Origin of the sequence: Photobacterium lutimaris, assembly GCF_003025555.1 — a bacterium.
In the GTDB taxonomy this organism is placed as follows: Bacteria; Pseudomonadota; Gammaproteobacteria; order Enterobacterales; family Vibrionaceae; genus Photobacterium; species Photobacterium lutimaris.
On record NZ_PYMH01000001.1, the window covers coordinates 405,797 to 421,598 of the forward strand.

The window sequence follows — 15,802 nt, forward strand, 5'->3', positions numbered from 1 at the left end:
GAGGAAAAAGAGACGAGTTGGCTTGTTTGAAGGACTTATTCGGTTTTATTGAAGGAGTGGGGCTCGTTGATAAACTGCCAATAGCGGAAGAACTGAATGATCCACCGGGTCACCTGAAGGTGGTCTGTCGGCTGAATCAACGAATCTAATGCGCTTTGATATGTTGCTGTTGGATAACTGCTCTTTCTGAGTTTCATTAAATCGAAAAGGTATTCAGGGGTGAATTCTGGATGTCCCTGGATACCGAGAAAATGATCGCCGACTAACAGGATGCTGTTTGGGCAAAAATTACTGCCAGCAAGGGTGATACATTTTGCAGGGGAGCGAAGGACTTGATCTTGATGGCTTACCAGCAGGGATAAGGTTTCAGGAGGTTCTGTTATCCAAGGGCAGCGTTGTACTTCCTTCAAATTAATGGTTGCTTGTGCTGTTCCAATTCCCCACCCCTGTTCAGAGCGTACAACTTCGCCGGCTAACGCCTGCGCTATCATCTGATGGCCAAAACAAATACCGACCAGTGGGACTTGCTGGAAGTAGAGCTGGTGGATGAACCCCTGGAAAACATTTATCCATCGACTTTGTTCATAAACACTGTATCGGCTGCCACTGGTGAGATAACCGTCGCACTCATTCAAGGTTTGTGGGTACTGACCGTCAATGACTCGGTAGAATTGAAGTGTGATATTTGGGTCGACAGCGGCAAATAGATTGGAAAACATGGTTGGATAGTTTCCATGTTTACCCTGCAGCTCGGGCCTAACATCATCACACAGGAATACGCCTAATTTCATGTGCCATCCTATAGATCGAGCGTGCCGTTGAGGGCATGGTAAAACACGTTTTCATATTGTTCTTGAGATAGGTGGATGGGGTTTCCACTGGCTGCGGGATCCAGTACAGACTGCGCCGCAATAGCTTTTTGATCCTGAACATTAACGCCTAGATCAGATAAGGTATGAGGAATGTGAAGTTGCTTGCGTAGAGCCAGTATCCATTCAAGCACACCGTCAAAACCTTCATTTTCTAGCTCGAGATAATGGGAAAGCCTTAACATCTTTTCATGAAGATAATGCCGGTTTGCACACAGCACATAGGGCATCAAAACGGCGTTTAGCAGCCCGTGGTGTAAGTTGTAGCGCCCCCCGAGGGTATGCGCTAAAGCGTGCATCGCCCCTAGTCCCTTTTGAAAAGCTGCAGCCCCCATGGTAGACGCGATTAGCATCTGAGTTCTGGCATGCAGGTTGCCCCCATCAATATGTGCAATAGGAAGATAGAGTTTAATTAGGCGCATTCCCTCGATGGCAATTGCTTCGGCCATGGGGTGATAGCTGGGGGAGCAGTAGGCTTCAAGGTTGTGCGATAACGCATCCATCCCTGTGGCAGCAGTGAGATGTGGAGGAAGCTCAACGGTCAGCACCGGATCAAGAATAACCTGTACGGGGAGCATTTTCGGATGAAAGATAATGCGTTTGGATTGACGTTGAGTATCGGTAATGACCGATGCCCTACCGACTTCAGAACCAGTCCCAGCGGTGGTTGGCAATGCAATGACTGGAGCGATAAGGTTAGCGTCGGCTTTGGTCCAGTTCTCGCCAACATCTTCAAATTGCCACAATGGTTGCTGTTGTCTTGCAACCAAAGCGATGGCCTTGCCGATGTCGATGGATGATCCCCCGCCAAGGGTGACTATACCGTCATGATTACCTTCTAAAAAGCACGCAATGCCATATTCTACCTGCTCGCCTGTAGGATTACCTGAAAACTCACTAAAAATAGAACTCGGTAAGTCAGCGGATTGGCAAGATAAGACAAGCTCTCGGACAGCTTGGGTATCGGTTAGTGCGGGATCGACAATAAAGAGGGGACGTTGGATAGATCGTGTCTTGCATACTGAGGCTAGCTGCGAACTGGCATGCTCGCCAACGAGAATTTCTGTAGGGTAGTGCCAATGCAGCAGAGTCATAGGTTAGTCCGGTATGTTAGGTGACGTGATTTATTCGGTCGGATGCTTAAGGTGGAATGATTTAGGCCGAGTTAACGTTTCGAATCCGAGTGTTGATAAAGCGTAGCCTTTTCCTGAGTGTTTAACCCCAGCCCAAGCTAGGGCGGGATCCAGATAATCGCAGCGGTTGGCGAAAAAGGTTCCGGTTTCGATTTGCTCGCCAATGTTGATCGCCCGGTTCATATCCGAGGTGAAAATACAGGCGGTTAAACCGTATTCGCTGTCATTCATTAAATCGATAGCTTCTCGATCTGAATACACCTTCTGAATGGGCAATACAGGCCCAAACGTTTCTTCGGTCATGATCTGCATGTGATGATTCACATTCGTTAACAGCTGCGGCGCGAGATAAGGAGTACCGAGTTTGCTGTTAGGAAAGCAGAGCTCAGAGATATGGGCTTGAGCGCCTTTTTGTTTGGCTTCTGCAATTTGTTGGCGAACATAGTCGGCAGCTGATGCTGAAATCAAAGGACCCAAGGTGGTGTCTTCATCAAGCGGAAAGCCCAGTTGATATTGGTTAATGAGCCGAACGGCCTTTTCAATAAATTCATCATGTATCCGGTAATCGACGTAAATCCGCTCAATGGCACAACATGATTGCCCTGCATTATAGAGCGCACCGTCAACAATGGTTTCGACAGCGAGGTTTATGTCGGCATCATTGCAGACATAGGCCGGATCATTCCCCCCCAACTCAAGGCCAAGCCCGTGAAAATGGCCGGCTGCAGCGATCTCGATATTTGCCCCGCCAGTAACAGAGCCGGTAAATACCACATGCTGAATTTGATCACTGCCGACGGTAGTTTCCGTCGTGTCATGGCTTAAGAATAAATGTTGGAATACGCCTTCGGGGACTTGTGCTTCATCAAAGGCCTGTTGGAAGCGCTGGGCACAAAGTGGCGTGTGGGAAGATGGTTTTAGGATCACACTATTACCTGCTAGCAGGGCTGGAATGATTGAGTTAATCGCAGTGAGGTAGGGGTAGTTCCACGGTGATATCACTAAAACCGTACCTAATGGTTCCCTGGTTATATACCGAGTAAAGCCAGGTTTTTCGGGAATATTGATAGTGGCAAGCGCTTGCTCACTATGTTTAATCATGTACCGAGCTCGCTCCTCGACACCCGTTAACTCACTGCTGCTATGCCGGATCGGCCGACCCATCATCCAGCTCAATTCGCTGGCAATCATATCTCGGTGACTCAATAGCGCATCGATAGCCCGGCTGCAATAGTCTTGTCGTTGGGCTAAAGGTACTTGCTTCCACATTTGTTGAGCGAGATTCGCTTTATCCAGTGTTTGCTGGATATTTTCGGGAGTCGCCATCGCCACAGTCGCGACAACGCTGCCATCGGCAGGAGATATCGTATTCTGGATAACTCCTTGTTGCCTGTCGGTTTTGGTTGAATGGTTCAAGCGCCTTTCCTTGTGTTAAATAATCTCGAAGTAACGGCTGAGCTCCCAGTCAGTTACATGCTTTCTAAACTCCCGATCCTCCCATTCTCGCGAAGCGGCAAAATGGTCGACAAATGCTTGACCAAAGAGTGAAATTGCAGCTTCAGACTGCTTGAATTGTTGGGTGGCATCCCATAGCGTTCTGGGCAAGGCGAGAGTGTCACTGTGAGTTTGTTGGTAAGCATTTCCTAACACCGGGTCCGACGGCTCCCAGCCTTGTTCTATACCAATCAAGCCAGACCCCAAGGCGGCAGCCAGTGCTAAGAATGGGTTGGCATCTGCGGCTCCTATACGATATTCAATACGTTGCGATTTTTCCGACCCGGTGATCACCCGCAGTGACGTGGTGCGGTTTTCGATCCCCCAAGTGGCATCCGTTGGGGCCCAAAACCCCGGGATCATTCGGCTGTAACTGTTGACGGAAGGCGCGACCATACACAGTAGTTCTGGCATTAGCCGCTGCTGGCCGGCGAGAAAATGCCGTTGCAGGGTACTCATCGAATGGGGTTGATTACCGTCGAAGAAGACATTCTGGCTGTCTTGATCTCGCAGGGAGAGGTGTATGTGTCCGCTTTGACCGGGGTAGTCATTACTCCACTTGGCCATGAACGTCGCCATGAGGTCATTCTTCTGGGCCAGTACTTTCATGTAGGTTTTAAACAGGGCGGCCTTGTCGGCCGCATGACAGGCGTGGTCGACCGCGATCGCCGCTTCAATGACTCCAGGGCCGGTCTCAGAATGTATCCCTTCGATGGGAAAATCCATGGTCTCGGCCATCGCAAGGATCGATTGATAGAGTTCGGAGTAGGTCGAATTCCGTATCATCGAATAGCCAAACCAATCGGGGGTTATAGGCTCAAGGTTGCGAAACCCTTTTTCTCGTACTGAGTGGGGCGTTTCACGAAAGAGGAAAAACTCATACTCGAAAGCAGCCATGGGGATCAATCCCATGGTTTTGGCCTTGTTCAGCACCCGACGAAGGGTAGCCCTTGGGCATACCGATTCAGCTTCTCCGGCAAATTCAGCCATAAACAGCAGCATGCCATCCTCGCCTAGCACATCGCGGCAACTGGAAGGGAGAATGCGTACTGGTGCGTCGGGATAACCGGTGTGCCAACCGGTGTAGTGGGTATTGTCGTAGAGTTGATCTTTGACATCCCACCCTAGGACAACGTCACAAAAGGCAAAACCATTGTCGAGGGAAGAGAAGAACTTCTCCTTGGACATGTACTTACCGCGCATTACACCATCGTTGTCGAACAACCCAACCTTGACGTGGCTAAGCTTACGCTCTTCGATGATCTGCTTGGCATCGTTAACCGTTTTGACCTCTCTTGGCACCATAGCGGGTATCCTTTCAGTTGGCTAAGCGGTGTTAAAGTGAATAGGCGAATATGACTGTAATTAGGATTTTTTTATTGTTGTTATAAACCTAGGAAGAGGTCGGACATTCGTCAACTTTATCAATTGAGTGAAAAAGTCTTAGACATACCCAAATAACCTTGAACTGAACACCTTGATGAAGCTCTGAATTTTGCAACTTGAGGTCACTTGGGTATGGGACATTGGTATTGAGCCAGTAACTGTGTTCCAATATCAGCAAAATATACTAATGAAAAGTAAAGAAAAGGAAGTTATTGATGTCACTTGTTATACCGATGGTGATATTCATGCAGCAGCGAATGGCCGAAGCGGGTAATACCGATGATGCGAAAGCCATGCAAGCGTATATGAAAACCGACCAGGATTTTTATGGTGTTAAGGCGCCAGAGCGAAAAGCGATATTCAAGCAAGCTAGAGAGCATACTCAGATCTCTTCTTTCATTGAGTACAAGCGATTGGTGCTATGGCTGTGGTCCGGGGAAAACCGCGAAGAGCAATATCTTGCGATGGATGCCGCCGAATACTACACCTCTTTTCGTACCCTCGAGGCGTTTCCCATTTATGAAGAAATGCTTAAAGAGGCCAGCCATTGGGATACCGTCGATAAAATATCATCGAACCTTATTGGTCCCTTAGTGAAAGAGTACCGAGAACTTGAAGATGTCGTTCGGGAGTGGCGTCTGTCGGACAATATGTGGTTACGCCGCGCTTCACTGCTTATCCACCTTAAGCACAAGCAACAGACAAACCTCTCCTTGTTTGAAGAAACAATTCTGATGCTAGCCAATGAAAATGAGTTTTTTATTCGAAAAGCGATTGGTTGGGTGCTGAGAGAATATGCTAAGACGGATTCGGAATATGTAAAGTCCTTTGTTCAACGTCATCAAGAACAATTATCCCGCCTGAGCCAGCAAGAGGCGTTGAAGAATCTATAAATACGCGAGTAGCTATCAAATTGATAGTCATAAATTCTTTTTACTGCACTGTGTGCAGTTGTTAATATAGCGCAGTATCGTAATCAAAAGAATTACATTGTATTAGGCCCACTAACATAAGAAGGCATTAATTGTGATTGAACGTCAAGAAACTGGTCAGCGTATGAGCCGTATCGTTAAGCATAATGGTACGGTTTACCTGTGTGGCCAAGTGTGTGCAGATGCAACACAAGGTATCACAGAGCAAACTCAAACCATGCTCGATAAAGTAGAGACGCTACTGGAACAAGCTGGCAGTGATAAAGAGCACATGCTTTCCGCGACAATCTACATCAAAGACATGAAAGATTTCGCTGAGATGAATGCGGTATGGGACAGCTGGGTACCAGCAGGTCATGCTCCAGCCCGTGCATGTGTTGAAGCAAGCATGGCGCGTGACGCGTTGTTAGTAGAAATCTCTGTTGTCGCGGCGGTTAAAGAATAATCGCGAGTAACGAATTATCGTCTAATTTGTTTAAGCGAGTTGCTGAATCGGTCGATTTTAATTGTTAGTTGTTTGTCGGCTTTCGGTGTTTATCAAGGAGGATAGGGTGATGAATAAGCGGGATTCGGTTTGGCACGTTTATGGTAAAGGCACTTGCAGCGTCCAGTTGTTCGTGTTTGCTTTGTCCTTGCTATTGGCGTTGCCACTGTCACTTCCAGTGATGGCAAAAGAAATATCGGTAAAATCTCAGCCTGCATTGAGCCTTGAAGGCACATTCAATACTCAGCGTGTTTGCTTCTATCAAGGGCAGTCATATTCGTTGGGTGCAGTGATTGCCATTGAGGGCGTATTGCTGGAATGCCAGCCGGAAAAACACTTTGAATCCAATGGTGCCTTGAAGTGGGTCAAGATTGAAAAGAAGTCGTAGTTAAGACTCAATTGACGATTAAAAAATGCGCCTATAAAGAAAATGCAGCCATATCCCAAAGGACTGGCTGCATTGTCGTAACAGGGGGAACTGTTACTTGAATATCAAATGTCTGGATTAGCGAATAAGGCGACCTGAGTCAGGACCAAGTTTGCCAGTACCGCCTTCATGATGGGCTGTTTTTGCTCCCATCTCTTGCATCAAAAACTCTTTCAATGCCGCAGATTCGCGCTCGTTAGTTGGTTTCCAGTTAGAGATCACTCGTGCTTTATTGCTGTTCATCGAATATTTCCTTTTCTGTCCATGGTATAGCTAAATACCATGTGCTTAGTGATTCATAATGTTGCTGTCATTTTCATACAAAATAGAATCAATTTCCACTATTAATTCGTTTTGCGAATGCACTTTATTTGATACTTATGGATAACAGAAAATTGCTTACAGGCATATCTGACCAGTATGGTGAGCATATATGCAAGTATGTAGAGTAAGTATGTCCTTAGTGAGTGCTTTATTAAATATAGCGGCAAAATGGCACAAAAAAAGCCGATACCACAAAGGAATCGACTTTTCTGCATCATGAGAAAAATGTTGTAAAATTACACATTTTCCATTGTGCTAAGCGTATTAACGCATTAGCGAACGTGTTTTAAGCTCGAAAATTAGCTTTTCTGCGCTGCACTCGAACTGAATGCGTGCCGTTAGCTCAGTGCTGTCATCTTTTAGCTGGCTAACTTCATGCTTGAAGTTGGCATTAACTTCTTTAGCAAGCACTAGGTAGTTAGCAAGTTCAGCTTCCAGTGCGGCTTTGTCACCACCGAAGATTTTAACATCCGCAACATCATCATTTTCTTTAATGATGAAACCCATCTCAGCAGAGACACCGCATGCTTCGCAGGTTTGGTATTCTTGGCTTTCGTTTGTCATGGTGTTTACTCTTTCTCCATTTATATTATACCCAAGTAACTTCAAGGTGCTTGGTACCCTTCGGTAGCTCTGAATCATGCACCGTAAAGTCACTTGCGTTTATGTGGACATCATAAAACTTTGTGATGAAGATCGCTACGGGGTAATGGTATTTTTCATACTACAAATGCCGATTTGCCATCGGACATCGCCCTCCTCATAGAGAGAAGGGCAAGGTATATATGATTAACCCGGCTAGCTAAGGTTTGGATAAAGCCGATGAATTTGGGTCAATGTTTGCTGGAAAGGGTAGTGTTCCATTTTGCCAAAGCCTGATAGCTGACGCGCTTTAATCGTGTTGTGAAGCGGGCTTGTCATGCCGCATAGGAAGCGAGTGATAGCTGCCGCTGAAGGCGCTGTTGGGCAAGCGGATATGAACGGGTCGCACCATGCTTTCAGCATGTTTTCCGACACCTCTGCCAGTTGAGTATCGAAAGGCAGTTGGGCAACACTGCCGCGGCAGACCGAGCAATGACCACATTGCGATGGTGCTTGGTGATCAGCAAAGTAACTGGCTAGTTCGTGGCTGAGACACTGCGGGCTTTCAAAGAAGGCGAGCATGTTGTCCAATCTTGCAATTTCGCTCTGCTCCTTGGCTTTAAACAGCTGATACAAGCGTGCGGCTTCTTCTTTGATGTCGAAGTTTGGTTTGTTAACACGATACACATCGGTCATCTGCTTGCTTTCCAAAGCGATCCAGCCTTTTTCGCTGAAGTAGTCGATGGCTGCGACCACACGATTACGTTCTGTATGGGCGGTTTGCCATAAAGCATCGAAATCAACAGTATGCCAGGTACGTGCTTTTGGCGAGCAGGCAAAGATATGGCTGACGAAGCTTTGTCGCTCGCCTTGGAATTGGTTGATGATAAATTGCTGATCGACAAGTAGCTTGAAGCGGTAGTCGGCAAAGTAGGTGTACTGAGGCTCAATGATTTGGGCCATTTCCAAGTAAACCAGCAGGGTTTTGAGCGGCAACATACGGATATTGCTTTCCTTGGAGAGCCGCAATTGCACCACTTCCCACTGCGGAGCATGCTGCTGGATGTGCCCAAGAACTGTTTCAATCGCTGATTGGTCTGGTGTGTCGCCGTAGACAAAGTTCTCCAGCACATTTAGCCCTGATTTGCTGCCGAGCAGCAGGCAGTCGGAATGCTTGCCGTCACGGCCGGCTCGACCGATCTCCTGGCTGTAGTTTTCTATTGATTTAGGCAGGTCGAAGTGGATTACTCGGCGGATATCGGCTTTGTCGATCCCCATACCAAAGGCAATGGTTGCAATTGTGCATTGGTGCTTGCCCGCCATGAAATCATGCTGAATTTGCTGGCGACGATCGCTATCCATACCGGCATGGTAAGCCTGTGCCATGATCCCTTGTTGTTGCAGCGCTGCTGCAAGTTCTTCTGCTGTCTTTTGCAATGTCACATAAACAATGCTCGGCAGTGATGGATCGCTAGCCAGCGTATTATACAAAGCGGTTTGTTTGTCAGATTCAGGTGTCGGGGCGATGGTTAAATCAAGGTTAGGGCGATAGAAACCGGTGATCACGATATCATTATCGTCAATCCCAAACTTTTGGCCCATGTCGCTGATAACGGCAGGTGTTGCCGTTGCGGTAAGTAACAACACTTGTGGGATATTCAACAACTGGCGATACTGCGGCAGTTTCAGGTAGTCTGGGCGGAAGTTATGGCCCCACTCGGAAATACAGTGTGCTTCATCGACAACCAAAAGCGAAACCGGAACCTGCGAAATGAACTGGCGAAAACGTTCGTTGTTCAGCCTTTCGACCGAAATCATCAGAATCTTGATGCTACCCGATCGTACCCCTTGCATAACGTGTTGTGTATCTTCCCAGCTTTGGCTCGAGTCAATGGATGCCGCCTGTATGCCTTTGCTGTGAAGGAAGTTGATCTGATCTTTCATCAATGCCAGCAAAGGTGAGATCACCAATGTCAGGTGGGGAAGTTGCAAAGCGGGCAATTGATAGCACAATGACTTGCCAGATCCTGTGGGGAAGATCGCGGCAGCCGATTGACCTGCAATGACTTTTTCAATTACGTCATCCTGTCCGGGGCGCAGGCTTTCGAAGCCAAAATACTGTTTAAGGTTATTGAGATACATGAGCAACACACATTAAGAGGGCAATAGCCTGATCATACCTAAGTATGAGGAGATTGCCCATGTGGGGTAACCGGTTTGCTATCAAATTCATGTCAGTTAAATAATGATAGCGGGTACGTTACCTGTCATTGTGTCGTGGTTTTAGTGGTTCTTAAACCTGTCAGCCAGTAAGTAAAAATCATCGACTCGTCGCTTAAGTTCGGCACTGCTCTGTTCGACTTGGCTGACCCCCTCGAGGTTTTGCTGAGATGCATCGGCCAATGCGTGGATATGTTCACTGGTTTGCTGGGTGTGGGACTCTTGGCTCAGTGCCGAGGATGACACCTGATTGACAAGTTCATTGATCGCCTGCATGTGTTGCTCAACAGTGCCCAATGCGTCAGCCCCTTGGGCGGCTTGCTCGACACACGTCAATGTATCGTTATGGTTGTTCTTGATCAGCACTTGCCAGTTTTCGATAGTAGCCAGCATATTGCCAATACTGCTCTGAATTTGCTCTGTGGCCGTTTGAGTGCGGGAAGATAAAGCGCGAACTTCATCGGCAACCACGGCAAAACCTCGGCCATGTTCGCCGGCACGGGCCGCTTCTATGGCAGCGTTGAGGGCAAGTAAGTTGGTTTGATCTGCAATCCCACTGATCTCTGACATCACGGCACTGACGGTACTGGCCTCGGTGCTGAGTTTGTCTGTTGCATCAGTGGCTCGGCGGGCTTGGGTCGATAGTGTATTGAGATTTGACAGGGTTGCATCGAGTTGGTTGCGGGTGATCGAGCACTGCTCTCGGGTGAGGTCTAGGAGTTGATGGCTTTCGCTGGCGTGTAGTGAAATAGTCTGTGCCGAATCGGATATATTATCGATTGCTGTCGCAATGTGCTGAATATTCGTGTTTTGGTCGCCGATCGCATCATTGACCCGACGGGTGGTATGACTTAAAGCATCGGCCAGGTCATGCAAAGGTGCAGCAGAATCAGTCATTCTGCCCAACACAGTACGCATACCCGCTGAGGCCATTTTTAGGTGGTAGTCGACCACCGAAAATGGATCTGTCCCCGAAAAAATGGCTCGGCTGAGACTGTCATATTGTGACTTTAAATGCGCAATTTTCGACGGTATTCCGAATAACTCTTGGCGGAAAAATAGGCCTAATACCAGAGCGGGAGATAGCGTCAACAAGGTTATAATGCTTACACCACTTGTTATCAATACCGCTGCTGGAGGGAGGGTACAAGCGGCTAAAAGCATCCCATATTTTACCGAGCTTGGCAGAGAGAAAGACAAAGGTTTGCTTCTATGCTCCGCTTTGATCAACTGGCGATAAGCCGCTTCAGCCGCTTTGACTAACTGGGCAGCTGGCTTAACCCTTACAGATTGATAACCAATGATATTTCCATCTTCATAAATTGGCGTAACGTAGGCGTCAACCCAGTAGTAACCACCGTTTTTGGTGCGGTTTTTTACAATCCCACGCCAGGCTTTTTGGCCGTGGATATGTTGCCACAGATCAGCAAAAGCAACCTTCGGCATATCTGGATGACGGATAATATTGTGATTTTGTCCGAGTAATTCTGGCTCAGAATACCCTGCAACACGGCAAAAAGCGGCATTACAGTACGTAATGACCCCTTTCAGATCAGTCGTTGAGACTAACTGCTCACCTTCTGCGAATGTGACTTCCTGATTGTGAGCTGGCTGGTCGGTAGCGCTTACGGTTAGTGTTGAGCGAATCACGAGGTAACCTTTATATGTACTTGTTTTTTATTGTTAATAAGACCATAACAATGTAATAAATGGAATTGTTTTGTGTCTTTTGGGTGCGTTATGTTAACTCGGGCTGATTTGCTTGTTTCTTTTCGCATTTAATTGCTTTTGAGGGAGGGGGATTGAGCGTCGGAAGTTGAGTCAGCTGTGCCTCAATCTGAATCATAAGTAAAGTTTTGCAACGACTCGAGTTGCATAAATTACAGAAGCGATAAGAGTGTTTACCGGCAGATGTTAAAATGAGGATTTAAAATATACCTTGCTGATTTTAAACCTCTTTACCGTTTTTTTATTAACCAATAAGCAGTAATAGACTTTTGACTCAGATGTGGGTAATTCATACATTTGGAGTGTACTATGTCTTGGATTCACCATCTAAGCTTCCGATGGAAGTTCATCATCCCGGTAATTTTTGCTGTCACCATGTTTATGGTTTTTTTTGCTTTTGTTGTGTCGGTCTTGATCGATCAAAAGAGAATCAATCACTATATAGAGCTAAAGATTGAACCGACATTGGCGCAAATGGATCTGGGCTACCGCGATCTTTATCAATTAAATACGGCTGCGCAAGGGGTTGTACTTGCCTCGGGTAATACGGACTTTCTTGCTTATAATATCGAGTTGTTTGAAGATAACGAGCCGAAGGCTCTGGGGAGGTTATTATCAGCGCAGGCATTGATTGCCGAAGGTTCAATAGCCGATGGTAATCAAACTATCCTGCATGCCATTCAATCCCAATACCAACAGTTAGTTAAGCATTACGCTTTTATCGTCAATAACCCAGCTCAAGCGGAACAGTACTATTTTACTAACCGTGGAATGATGAATGAAGGGTTTACCGCTTTAATTGATGAATTCATGTTGCTGAGAACGACGATCGAACAAAAGGAAGCATCGGTAAAGCAGGAGTTGGTAGATAAAGTCGACTGGGCCACAACGTTGTTAGAAGTGGGGGTGTTAGTTACGGCGTTGGTATCTCTAGTTGGCACCTGGTTGCTGTCGGGCATCATCATTTCCCCGCTTAAGAAGCTCACCCTAGCCATGAACGATATTGCCAGTGGCGATGGTGATTTAACGCAGCGGGTCAAAGTAGAGAGTAAAGATGAAGTCGGGCAACTTGGCGAGGGCTTCAATGCGTTTGTCTCGGAAATTCATCATACGATAATTGATGTCTCGGCGACCTTGCAAGTGGTGCAAGAGGCTACTGGCAATATTCAGAATGATACCCAGAATGTTGCCATTCATGCCAATGCGCAACAAGAAGAAAGTGCCCATGTTGCTACCGCTGTACATGAGATGAGTGCAACCAGCGACAATGTCAGCCAGCATGCGAGCGAAGCTGCGAAAGCGAGTCAGCATGCCAGTGAAGAATCCAAGGCCGCTAAAACTGTTCTCGAAAATGCGGTCATCTCCATTCATCAGCTATCCGAAGATATTGAAGGCTCCAATCATGTGATCACTGAACTTGAGCGCGATGTTGCAAATATTGCCTCTATTCTGGATGTGATCCGTGGCATTGCCGAACAGACGAATCTATTGGCGTTAAACGCAGCGATTGAAGCTGCCCGTGCCGGTGAGCAGGGAAGAGGCTTTGCGGTGGTCGCTGATGAAGTACGTTCACTTGCGAGCAAAACACAAATGAGTACCGGCGAAATCCAAACGATGATTGAGCGTTTGCAACATGGGGCTAAGCAAGCGGTCGCTGCAATGGAGCGCAGTCGTGAGAGTGGAATTGCCACTGTGAGCCAGGCAAATACTGCCAATGAATCTTTGGATCTCATTAGCCACTCTATCGAAGTGATTAACGAAATGAACCTGCAAATTGCCACTGCGGCTAACCAGCAGAGCCAAGTGAGTGAAGATATCAGCCACAATGTCCAAAAAATAGCGGATAAAAGTCAAGAAGTGGTCGGGAAAGTGAGCGCAACGGAGGCCTCTTTCATACAATTGGCAACGCAATGCCGGAAATTGCGGCAGCAAGTTGGTCGTTTCCAGGTTTGATAAGCATTGATTGTTAGCGAAGCCCCACGACTGTGGGGCTTTTTTATTGAAATTCAGAGAGGTAGCCATTGTACTGAAATAGTTGCATACGGTATTCTGGTTATTAACTGAACGTTGTTTATTAAGGAGAGCAACATGCCGTACGATACTTTGGTCACTGTCGGTATCTTTATCATCGTAGCAATTGTATTTATTGCTTCAGGCGTTAAAACCGTTCCACAGGGCAGTGAATGGACCGTTGAACGTTTTGGACGTTATACCAAAACACTACGTCCTGGTTTGAATTTGATTGTGCCTTTTATCGACCAAGTCGGTAACAAGATCAATATGATGGAACGAGTGCTGGATATTCCAGCGCAAGAGGTAATTTCACGAGATAACGCCAATGTTACCATTGACGCGGTGTGTTTTGTGCAAGTCATCGATGCGCCGAAAGCCGCGTATGAAGTAACCGATTTGGAACATGCTATCCGTAATCTAACCCTCACTAATATCCGTACTGTGCTGGGTTCGATGGAACTCGATGAGATGCTATCACAGCGAGACACCATTAATGGACGACTACTAACCATTGTTGACCAGGCCACAAACCCTTGGGGAGTTAAAGTCACTCGTATCGAAATAAAAGATGTGCAGCCACCGGCTGATCTTACTTCAGCAATGAATGCACAGATGAAAGCTGAGCGTAATAAGCGAGCAGAGGTTCTAGAAGCTGAAGGGGTTAGACAGGCTGAAATTTTGCGAGCTGAAGGTCATAAGCAATCTGCAATCTTGCGGGCGGAAGGTGATAAGCAAGCCGCTATTTTGCAAGCAGAAGCTAGGGAGCGAGCGGCAGAGGCAGAAGCCAGAGCGACTGCTATGGTGTCCGATGCCATTGCCAACGGGGATCTTCAAGCGGTGAACTACTTCATTGCTCAAGGATATACTGATGCGTTGAAAACGATAGGCCAAGCGGAGAATGGTAAAGTTATTATGTTACCTCTGGAAGCGACTGGCCTGATGGGTTCAATTGCGGGGATCACTGAAATCCTCAGTCAGTCAGGGAGCAGTAAAGAAGGAGAGAAAGGTAAGCAGGCATGATCACGTTACTTGAGCAAATGAATGTCTGGCACTGGCTAGCGCTGGGGCTGGTATTGTTGCTATTGGAATTACTTGGTACAGCCGGTTATCTGTTATGGCTAGGCGTATCGGCTTTGTTGGTGGGGGCGATCTTGTTCTTCCTACCATTAGGTTGGGAAATGCAATGGCTGACCTTTGCTGTGTTCTGCTTGTTTACGACGTGGTTGTGGTGGCGCTACCAGCACAAACAAGATAAAGCAGGTGATGAGAAACGCAGCTTGAATCAACGCTCCGAGCAATTAATCGGTCAAACGTGCGTACTAGACAATGACTTCCCGCTTGGGCAAGGGCGCTTGCAACTCGGTGATACGACGTGGACCGCTAAATCAGAGTCCAACATACCTGCAGGCACTTTGGTTGAAGTCATAAGGGTCGAGGGTATCGTTGTCATCATTCAAGAAAAAGTGAGCCAGTAAAATACACTATCTGCTGGCAATTCGCGGTGGTGGCGCATAATGGTAAGTTTATGTTTGTTGCTGCCGCTATATTGAGGGCGATTCAAAAGTGTTTGTTATTTGCTGGTATTGCCTCTGCTTATGCAGAGGCTTTTTTTTATCCGTTTTCTCAATTTGGTTGACCTTCTAAGCTCCTTGCACTGTTTCCACTGTTATCTTCCAGCGTAATATCCGCACCGTGCTCTAGGAGAATGGCCTTTAGTTCTTCACGGCCAAAAAGAGAGGCGTACATTAATGCCGTCTGACCCGCATTATTTGGGCTATCGGCATCGCAGCTTGCTTTTATCAATAACTTTGCAATTCTCACTTCCCCTTTGAAAATTGCAGCCATCAATGCGGTATTCCCTCTATTGTCCTTGAGGCAGGCATTAGCGCCTTTATCAAGTAGCAGCTTGGTTGCTTGGTAGTGGCCGTAATAACTGGTGAACATAAGGGCGGAATAGCCTTTGGCATCTTGGGTATTGATCGGCAACCCAGCGCTGATGAACTCTGTCAGTACTTCAGTATCTGCAGTTCGTGCTGCAGCAAAGTAGTAGTTTAGCAGTTGATGATAACTACTCTTTGGGGAATCGCTTTCATGCTCACTCGCACAAGTGCTTGTGGTGATCAGTAATATTGCGACAGTGAAAGTGACGGCGACGCCTAGTCGAATAAAGTTTTTCATTTTTTGCCAGTGACTTATGATATCTGGAGAGT

15 protein-coding genes are annotated in these 15,802 nt (G+C 47.0%); 6 read left to right on the forward strand and 9 right to left on the reverse strand.

Annotated features, from left to right (window positions below; all coding sequences use genetic code 11):
• Nucleotides 1–35 precede the first annotated feature (35 nt).
• From C9I99_RS01570 to C9I99_RS01585, 4 genes are read right to left on the reverse strand one after another with little or no spacing between them, the layout of a single operon-like run.
• Nucleotides 36–791: a glutamine amidotransferase-related protein gene (locus tag C9I99_RS01570; RefSeq protein WP_107347087.1), complete on the reverse strand. Its 756-nt coding sequence runs from the start codon at nucleotides 789–791 to the stop codon at nucleotides 36–38.
• Nucleotides 792–799: 8 nt separating this feature from the next.
• A complete protein-coding gene (locus C9I99_RS01575) occupies nucleotides 800–1,963 on the reverse strand; it encodes an iron-containing alcohol dehydrogenase (protein ID WP_107347088.1) in 1,164 nt (387 codons plus the stop codon).
• 30 nt (nucleotides 1,964–1,993) lie between these two features.
• The gene (locus C9I99_RS01580; RefSeq protein ID WP_243734275.1) at nucleotides 1,994–3,418 is read right to left on the reverse strand and encodes an aldehyde dehydrogenase family protein; all 1,425 of its coding nucleotides are present in this window, start codon (nucleotides 3,416–3,418) and stop codon (nucleotides 1,994–1,996) included.
• 15 nt (nucleotides 3,419–3,433) lie between these two features.
• Nucleotides 3,434–4,801, reverse strand: a complete 1,368-nt coding sequence (locus C9I99_RS01585) for a glutamine synthetase family protein (protein ID WP_107347089.1) — start codon at nucleotides 4,799–4,801, stop codon at nucleotides 3,434–3,436.
• 296 nt (nucleotides 4,802–5,097) lie between these two features.
• Between C9I99_RS01585 and C9I99_RS01590 the strand changes: the two genes are divergently transcribed.
• The 3 genes from C9I99_RS01590 (at nucleotide 5,098) to C9I99_RS01600 (ending at nucleotide 6,686) form a co-directional block, all read left to right on the forward strand.
• On the forward strand, nucleotides 5,098–5,775 hold the full coding sequence (locus tag C9I99_RS01590) for a DNA alkylation repair protein (RefSeq protein WP_107347090.1): 678 nt from the start codon (nucleotides 5,098–5,100) through the stop codon (nucleotides 5,773–5,775).
• Nucleotides 5,776–5,908: 133 nt separating this feature from the next.
• Nucleotides 5,909–6,259 (forward strand): RidA family protein, encoded by a 351-nt coding sequence (locus tag C9I99_RS01595; protein ID WP_107347091.1) that lies wholly within the window; start codon nucleotides 5,909–5,911, stop codon nucleotides 6,257–6,259.
• A 109-nt stretch (nucleotides 6,260–6,368) separates the two neighbouring features.
• Complete coding sequence (locus tag C9I99_RS01600) at nucleotides 6,369–6,686, forward strand: DUF1496 domain-containing protein (protein WP_107347092.1); 318 nt, start codon at nucleotides 6,369–6,371, stop codon at nucleotides 6,684–6,686.
• 117 nt (nucleotides 6,687–6,803) lie between these two features.
• Here C9I99_RS01600 and C9I99_RS27110 read toward each other — a convergent pair whose 3' ends face one another.
• The 4 genes from C9I99_RS27110 to C9I99_RS01615 all read right to left on the reverse strand — a co-directional run bounded on the left by C9I99_RS27110 (nucleotide 6,804) and on the right by C9I99_RS01615 (nucleotide 11,501).
• On the reverse strand, nucleotides 6,804–6,968 hold the full coding sequence (locus C9I99_RS27110) for a hypothetical protein (RefSeq protein ID WP_166645346.1): 165 nt from the start codon (nucleotides 6,966–6,968) through the stop codon (nucleotides 6,804–6,806).
• Nucleotides 6,969–7,313: 345 nt separating this feature from the next.
• The gene (locus C9I99_RS01605) at nucleotides 7,314–7,613 is read right to left on the reverse strand and encodes a YfcZ/YiiS family protein (protein ID WP_107347093.1); all 300 of its coding nucleotides are present in this window, start codon (nucleotides 7,611–7,613) and stop codon (nucleotides 7,314–7,316) included.
• A gap of 234 nt (nucleotides 7,614–7,847) precedes the next feature.
• Nucleotides 7,848–9,773, reverse strand: coding sequence for a RecQ family ATP-dependent DNA helicase (locus C9I99_RS01610; RefSeq protein WP_107347094.1), 1,926 nt, complete (start codon nucleotides 9,771–9,773; stop codon nucleotides 7,848–7,850).
• Nucleotides 9,774–9,914: 141 nt separating this feature from the next.
• Nucleotides 9,915–11,501, reverse strand: coding sequence for a methyl-accepting chemotaxis protein (locus C9I99_RS01615; protein WP_243734276.1), 1,587 nt, complete (start codon nucleotides 11,499–11,501; stop codon nucleotides 9,915–9,917).
• Between the two features lie 387 nt (nucleotides 11,502–11,888).
• Between C9I99_RS01615 and C9I99_RS01620 the strand changes: the two genes are divergently transcribed.
• The 3 genes from C9I99_RS01620 (at nucleotide 11,889) to C9I99_RS01630 (ending at nucleotide 15,067) form a co-directional block, all read left to right on the forward strand.
• A complete protein-coding gene (locus C9I99_RS01620) occupies nucleotides 11,889–13,532 on the forward strand; it encodes a methyl-accepting chemotaxis protein (protein WP_107347095.1) in 1,644 nt (547 codons plus the stop codon).
• 135 nt (nucleotides 13,533–13,667) lie between these two features.
• Complete coding sequence (locus C9I99_RS01625; protein WP_107347096.1) at nucleotides 13,668–14,612, forward strand: SPFH domain-containing protein; 945 nt, start codon at nucleotides 13,668–13,670, stop codon at nucleotides 14,610–14,612.
• Nucleotides 14,609–15,067 carry an NfeD family protein gene (locus C9I99_RS01630; protein ID WP_107347097.1) on the forward strand — a complete coding sequence of 153 codons (459 nt, stop codon included), beginning with the start codon at nucleotides 14,609–14,611 and terminating at the stop codon, nucleotides 15,065–15,067. The genes C9I99_RS01625 and C9I99_RS01630 overlap by 4 nt, the downstream gene beginning before the upstream one ends.
• Before the next feature lie 148 nt (nucleotides 15,068–15,215).
• Here the strand turns inward: C9I99_RS01630 and C9I99_RS01635 are convergent, their stop codons facing one another.
• Nucleotides 15,216–15,770 carry an ankyrin repeat domain-containing protein gene (locus C9I99_RS01635; RefSeq protein WP_107347098.1) on the reverse strand — a complete coding sequence of 185 codons (555 nt, stop codon included), beginning with the start codon at nucleotides 15,768–15,770 and terminating at the stop codon, nucleotides 15,216–15,218.
• Nucleotides 15,771–15,802 lie beyond the last annotated feature (32 nt).

Bases quoted from the DNA above. Each gene is read 5' to 3' on its own strand.
- C9I99_RS01570 (WP_107347087.1), bottom strand. From the start codon at position 791: ATGAAATTAGGCGTATTCCTGTGTGATGATGTTAGGCCCGAGCTGCAG.
- C9I99_RS01575 (WP_107347088.1), bottom strand. From the start codon at position 1,963: ATGACTCTGCTGCATTGGCACTACCCTACAGAAATTCTCGTTGGCGAG.
- C9I99_RS01585 (WP_107347089.1), bottom strand. From the start codon at position 4,801: ATGGTGCCAAGAGAGGTCAAAACGGTTAACGATGCCAAGCAGATCATC.
- C9I99_RS01590 (WP_107347090.1), top strand. From the start codon at position 5,098: ATGTCACTTGTTATACCGATGGTGATATTCATGCAGCAGCGAATGGCC.
- C9I99_RS01600 (WP_107347092.1), top strand. From the start codon at position 6,369: ATGAATAAGCGGGATTCGGTTTGGCACGTTTATGGTAAAGGCACTTGC.
- C9I99_RS27110 (WP_166645346.1), bottom strand. From the start codon at position 6,968: ATGAACAGCAATAAAGCACGAGTGATCTCTAACTGGAAACCAACTAAC.
- C9I99_RS01605 (WP_107347093.1), bottom strand. From the start codon at position 7,613: ATGACAAACGAAAGCCAAGAATACCAAACCTGCGAAGCATGCGGTGTC.
- C9I99_RS01610 (WP_107347094.1), bottom strand. From the start codon at position 9,773: ATGTATCTCAATAACCTTAAACAGTATTTTGGCTTCGAAAGCCTGCGC.
- C9I99_RS01620 (WP_107347095.1), top strand. From the start codon at position 11,889: ATGTCTTGGATTCACCATCTAAGCTTCCGATGGAAGTTCATCATCCCG.
- C9I99_RS01625 (WP_107347096.1), top strand. From the start codon at position 13,668: ATGCCGTACGATACTTTGGTCACTGTCGGTATCTTTATCATCGTAGCA.
- C9I99_RS01630 (WP_107347097.1), top strand. From the start codon at position 14,609: ATGATCACGTTACTTGAGCAAATGAATGTCTGGCACTGGCTAGCGCTG.
- C9I99_RS01635 (WP_107347098.1), bottom strand. From the start codon at position 15,770: ATGAAAAACTTTATTCGACTAGGCGTCGCCGTCACTTTCACTGTCGCA.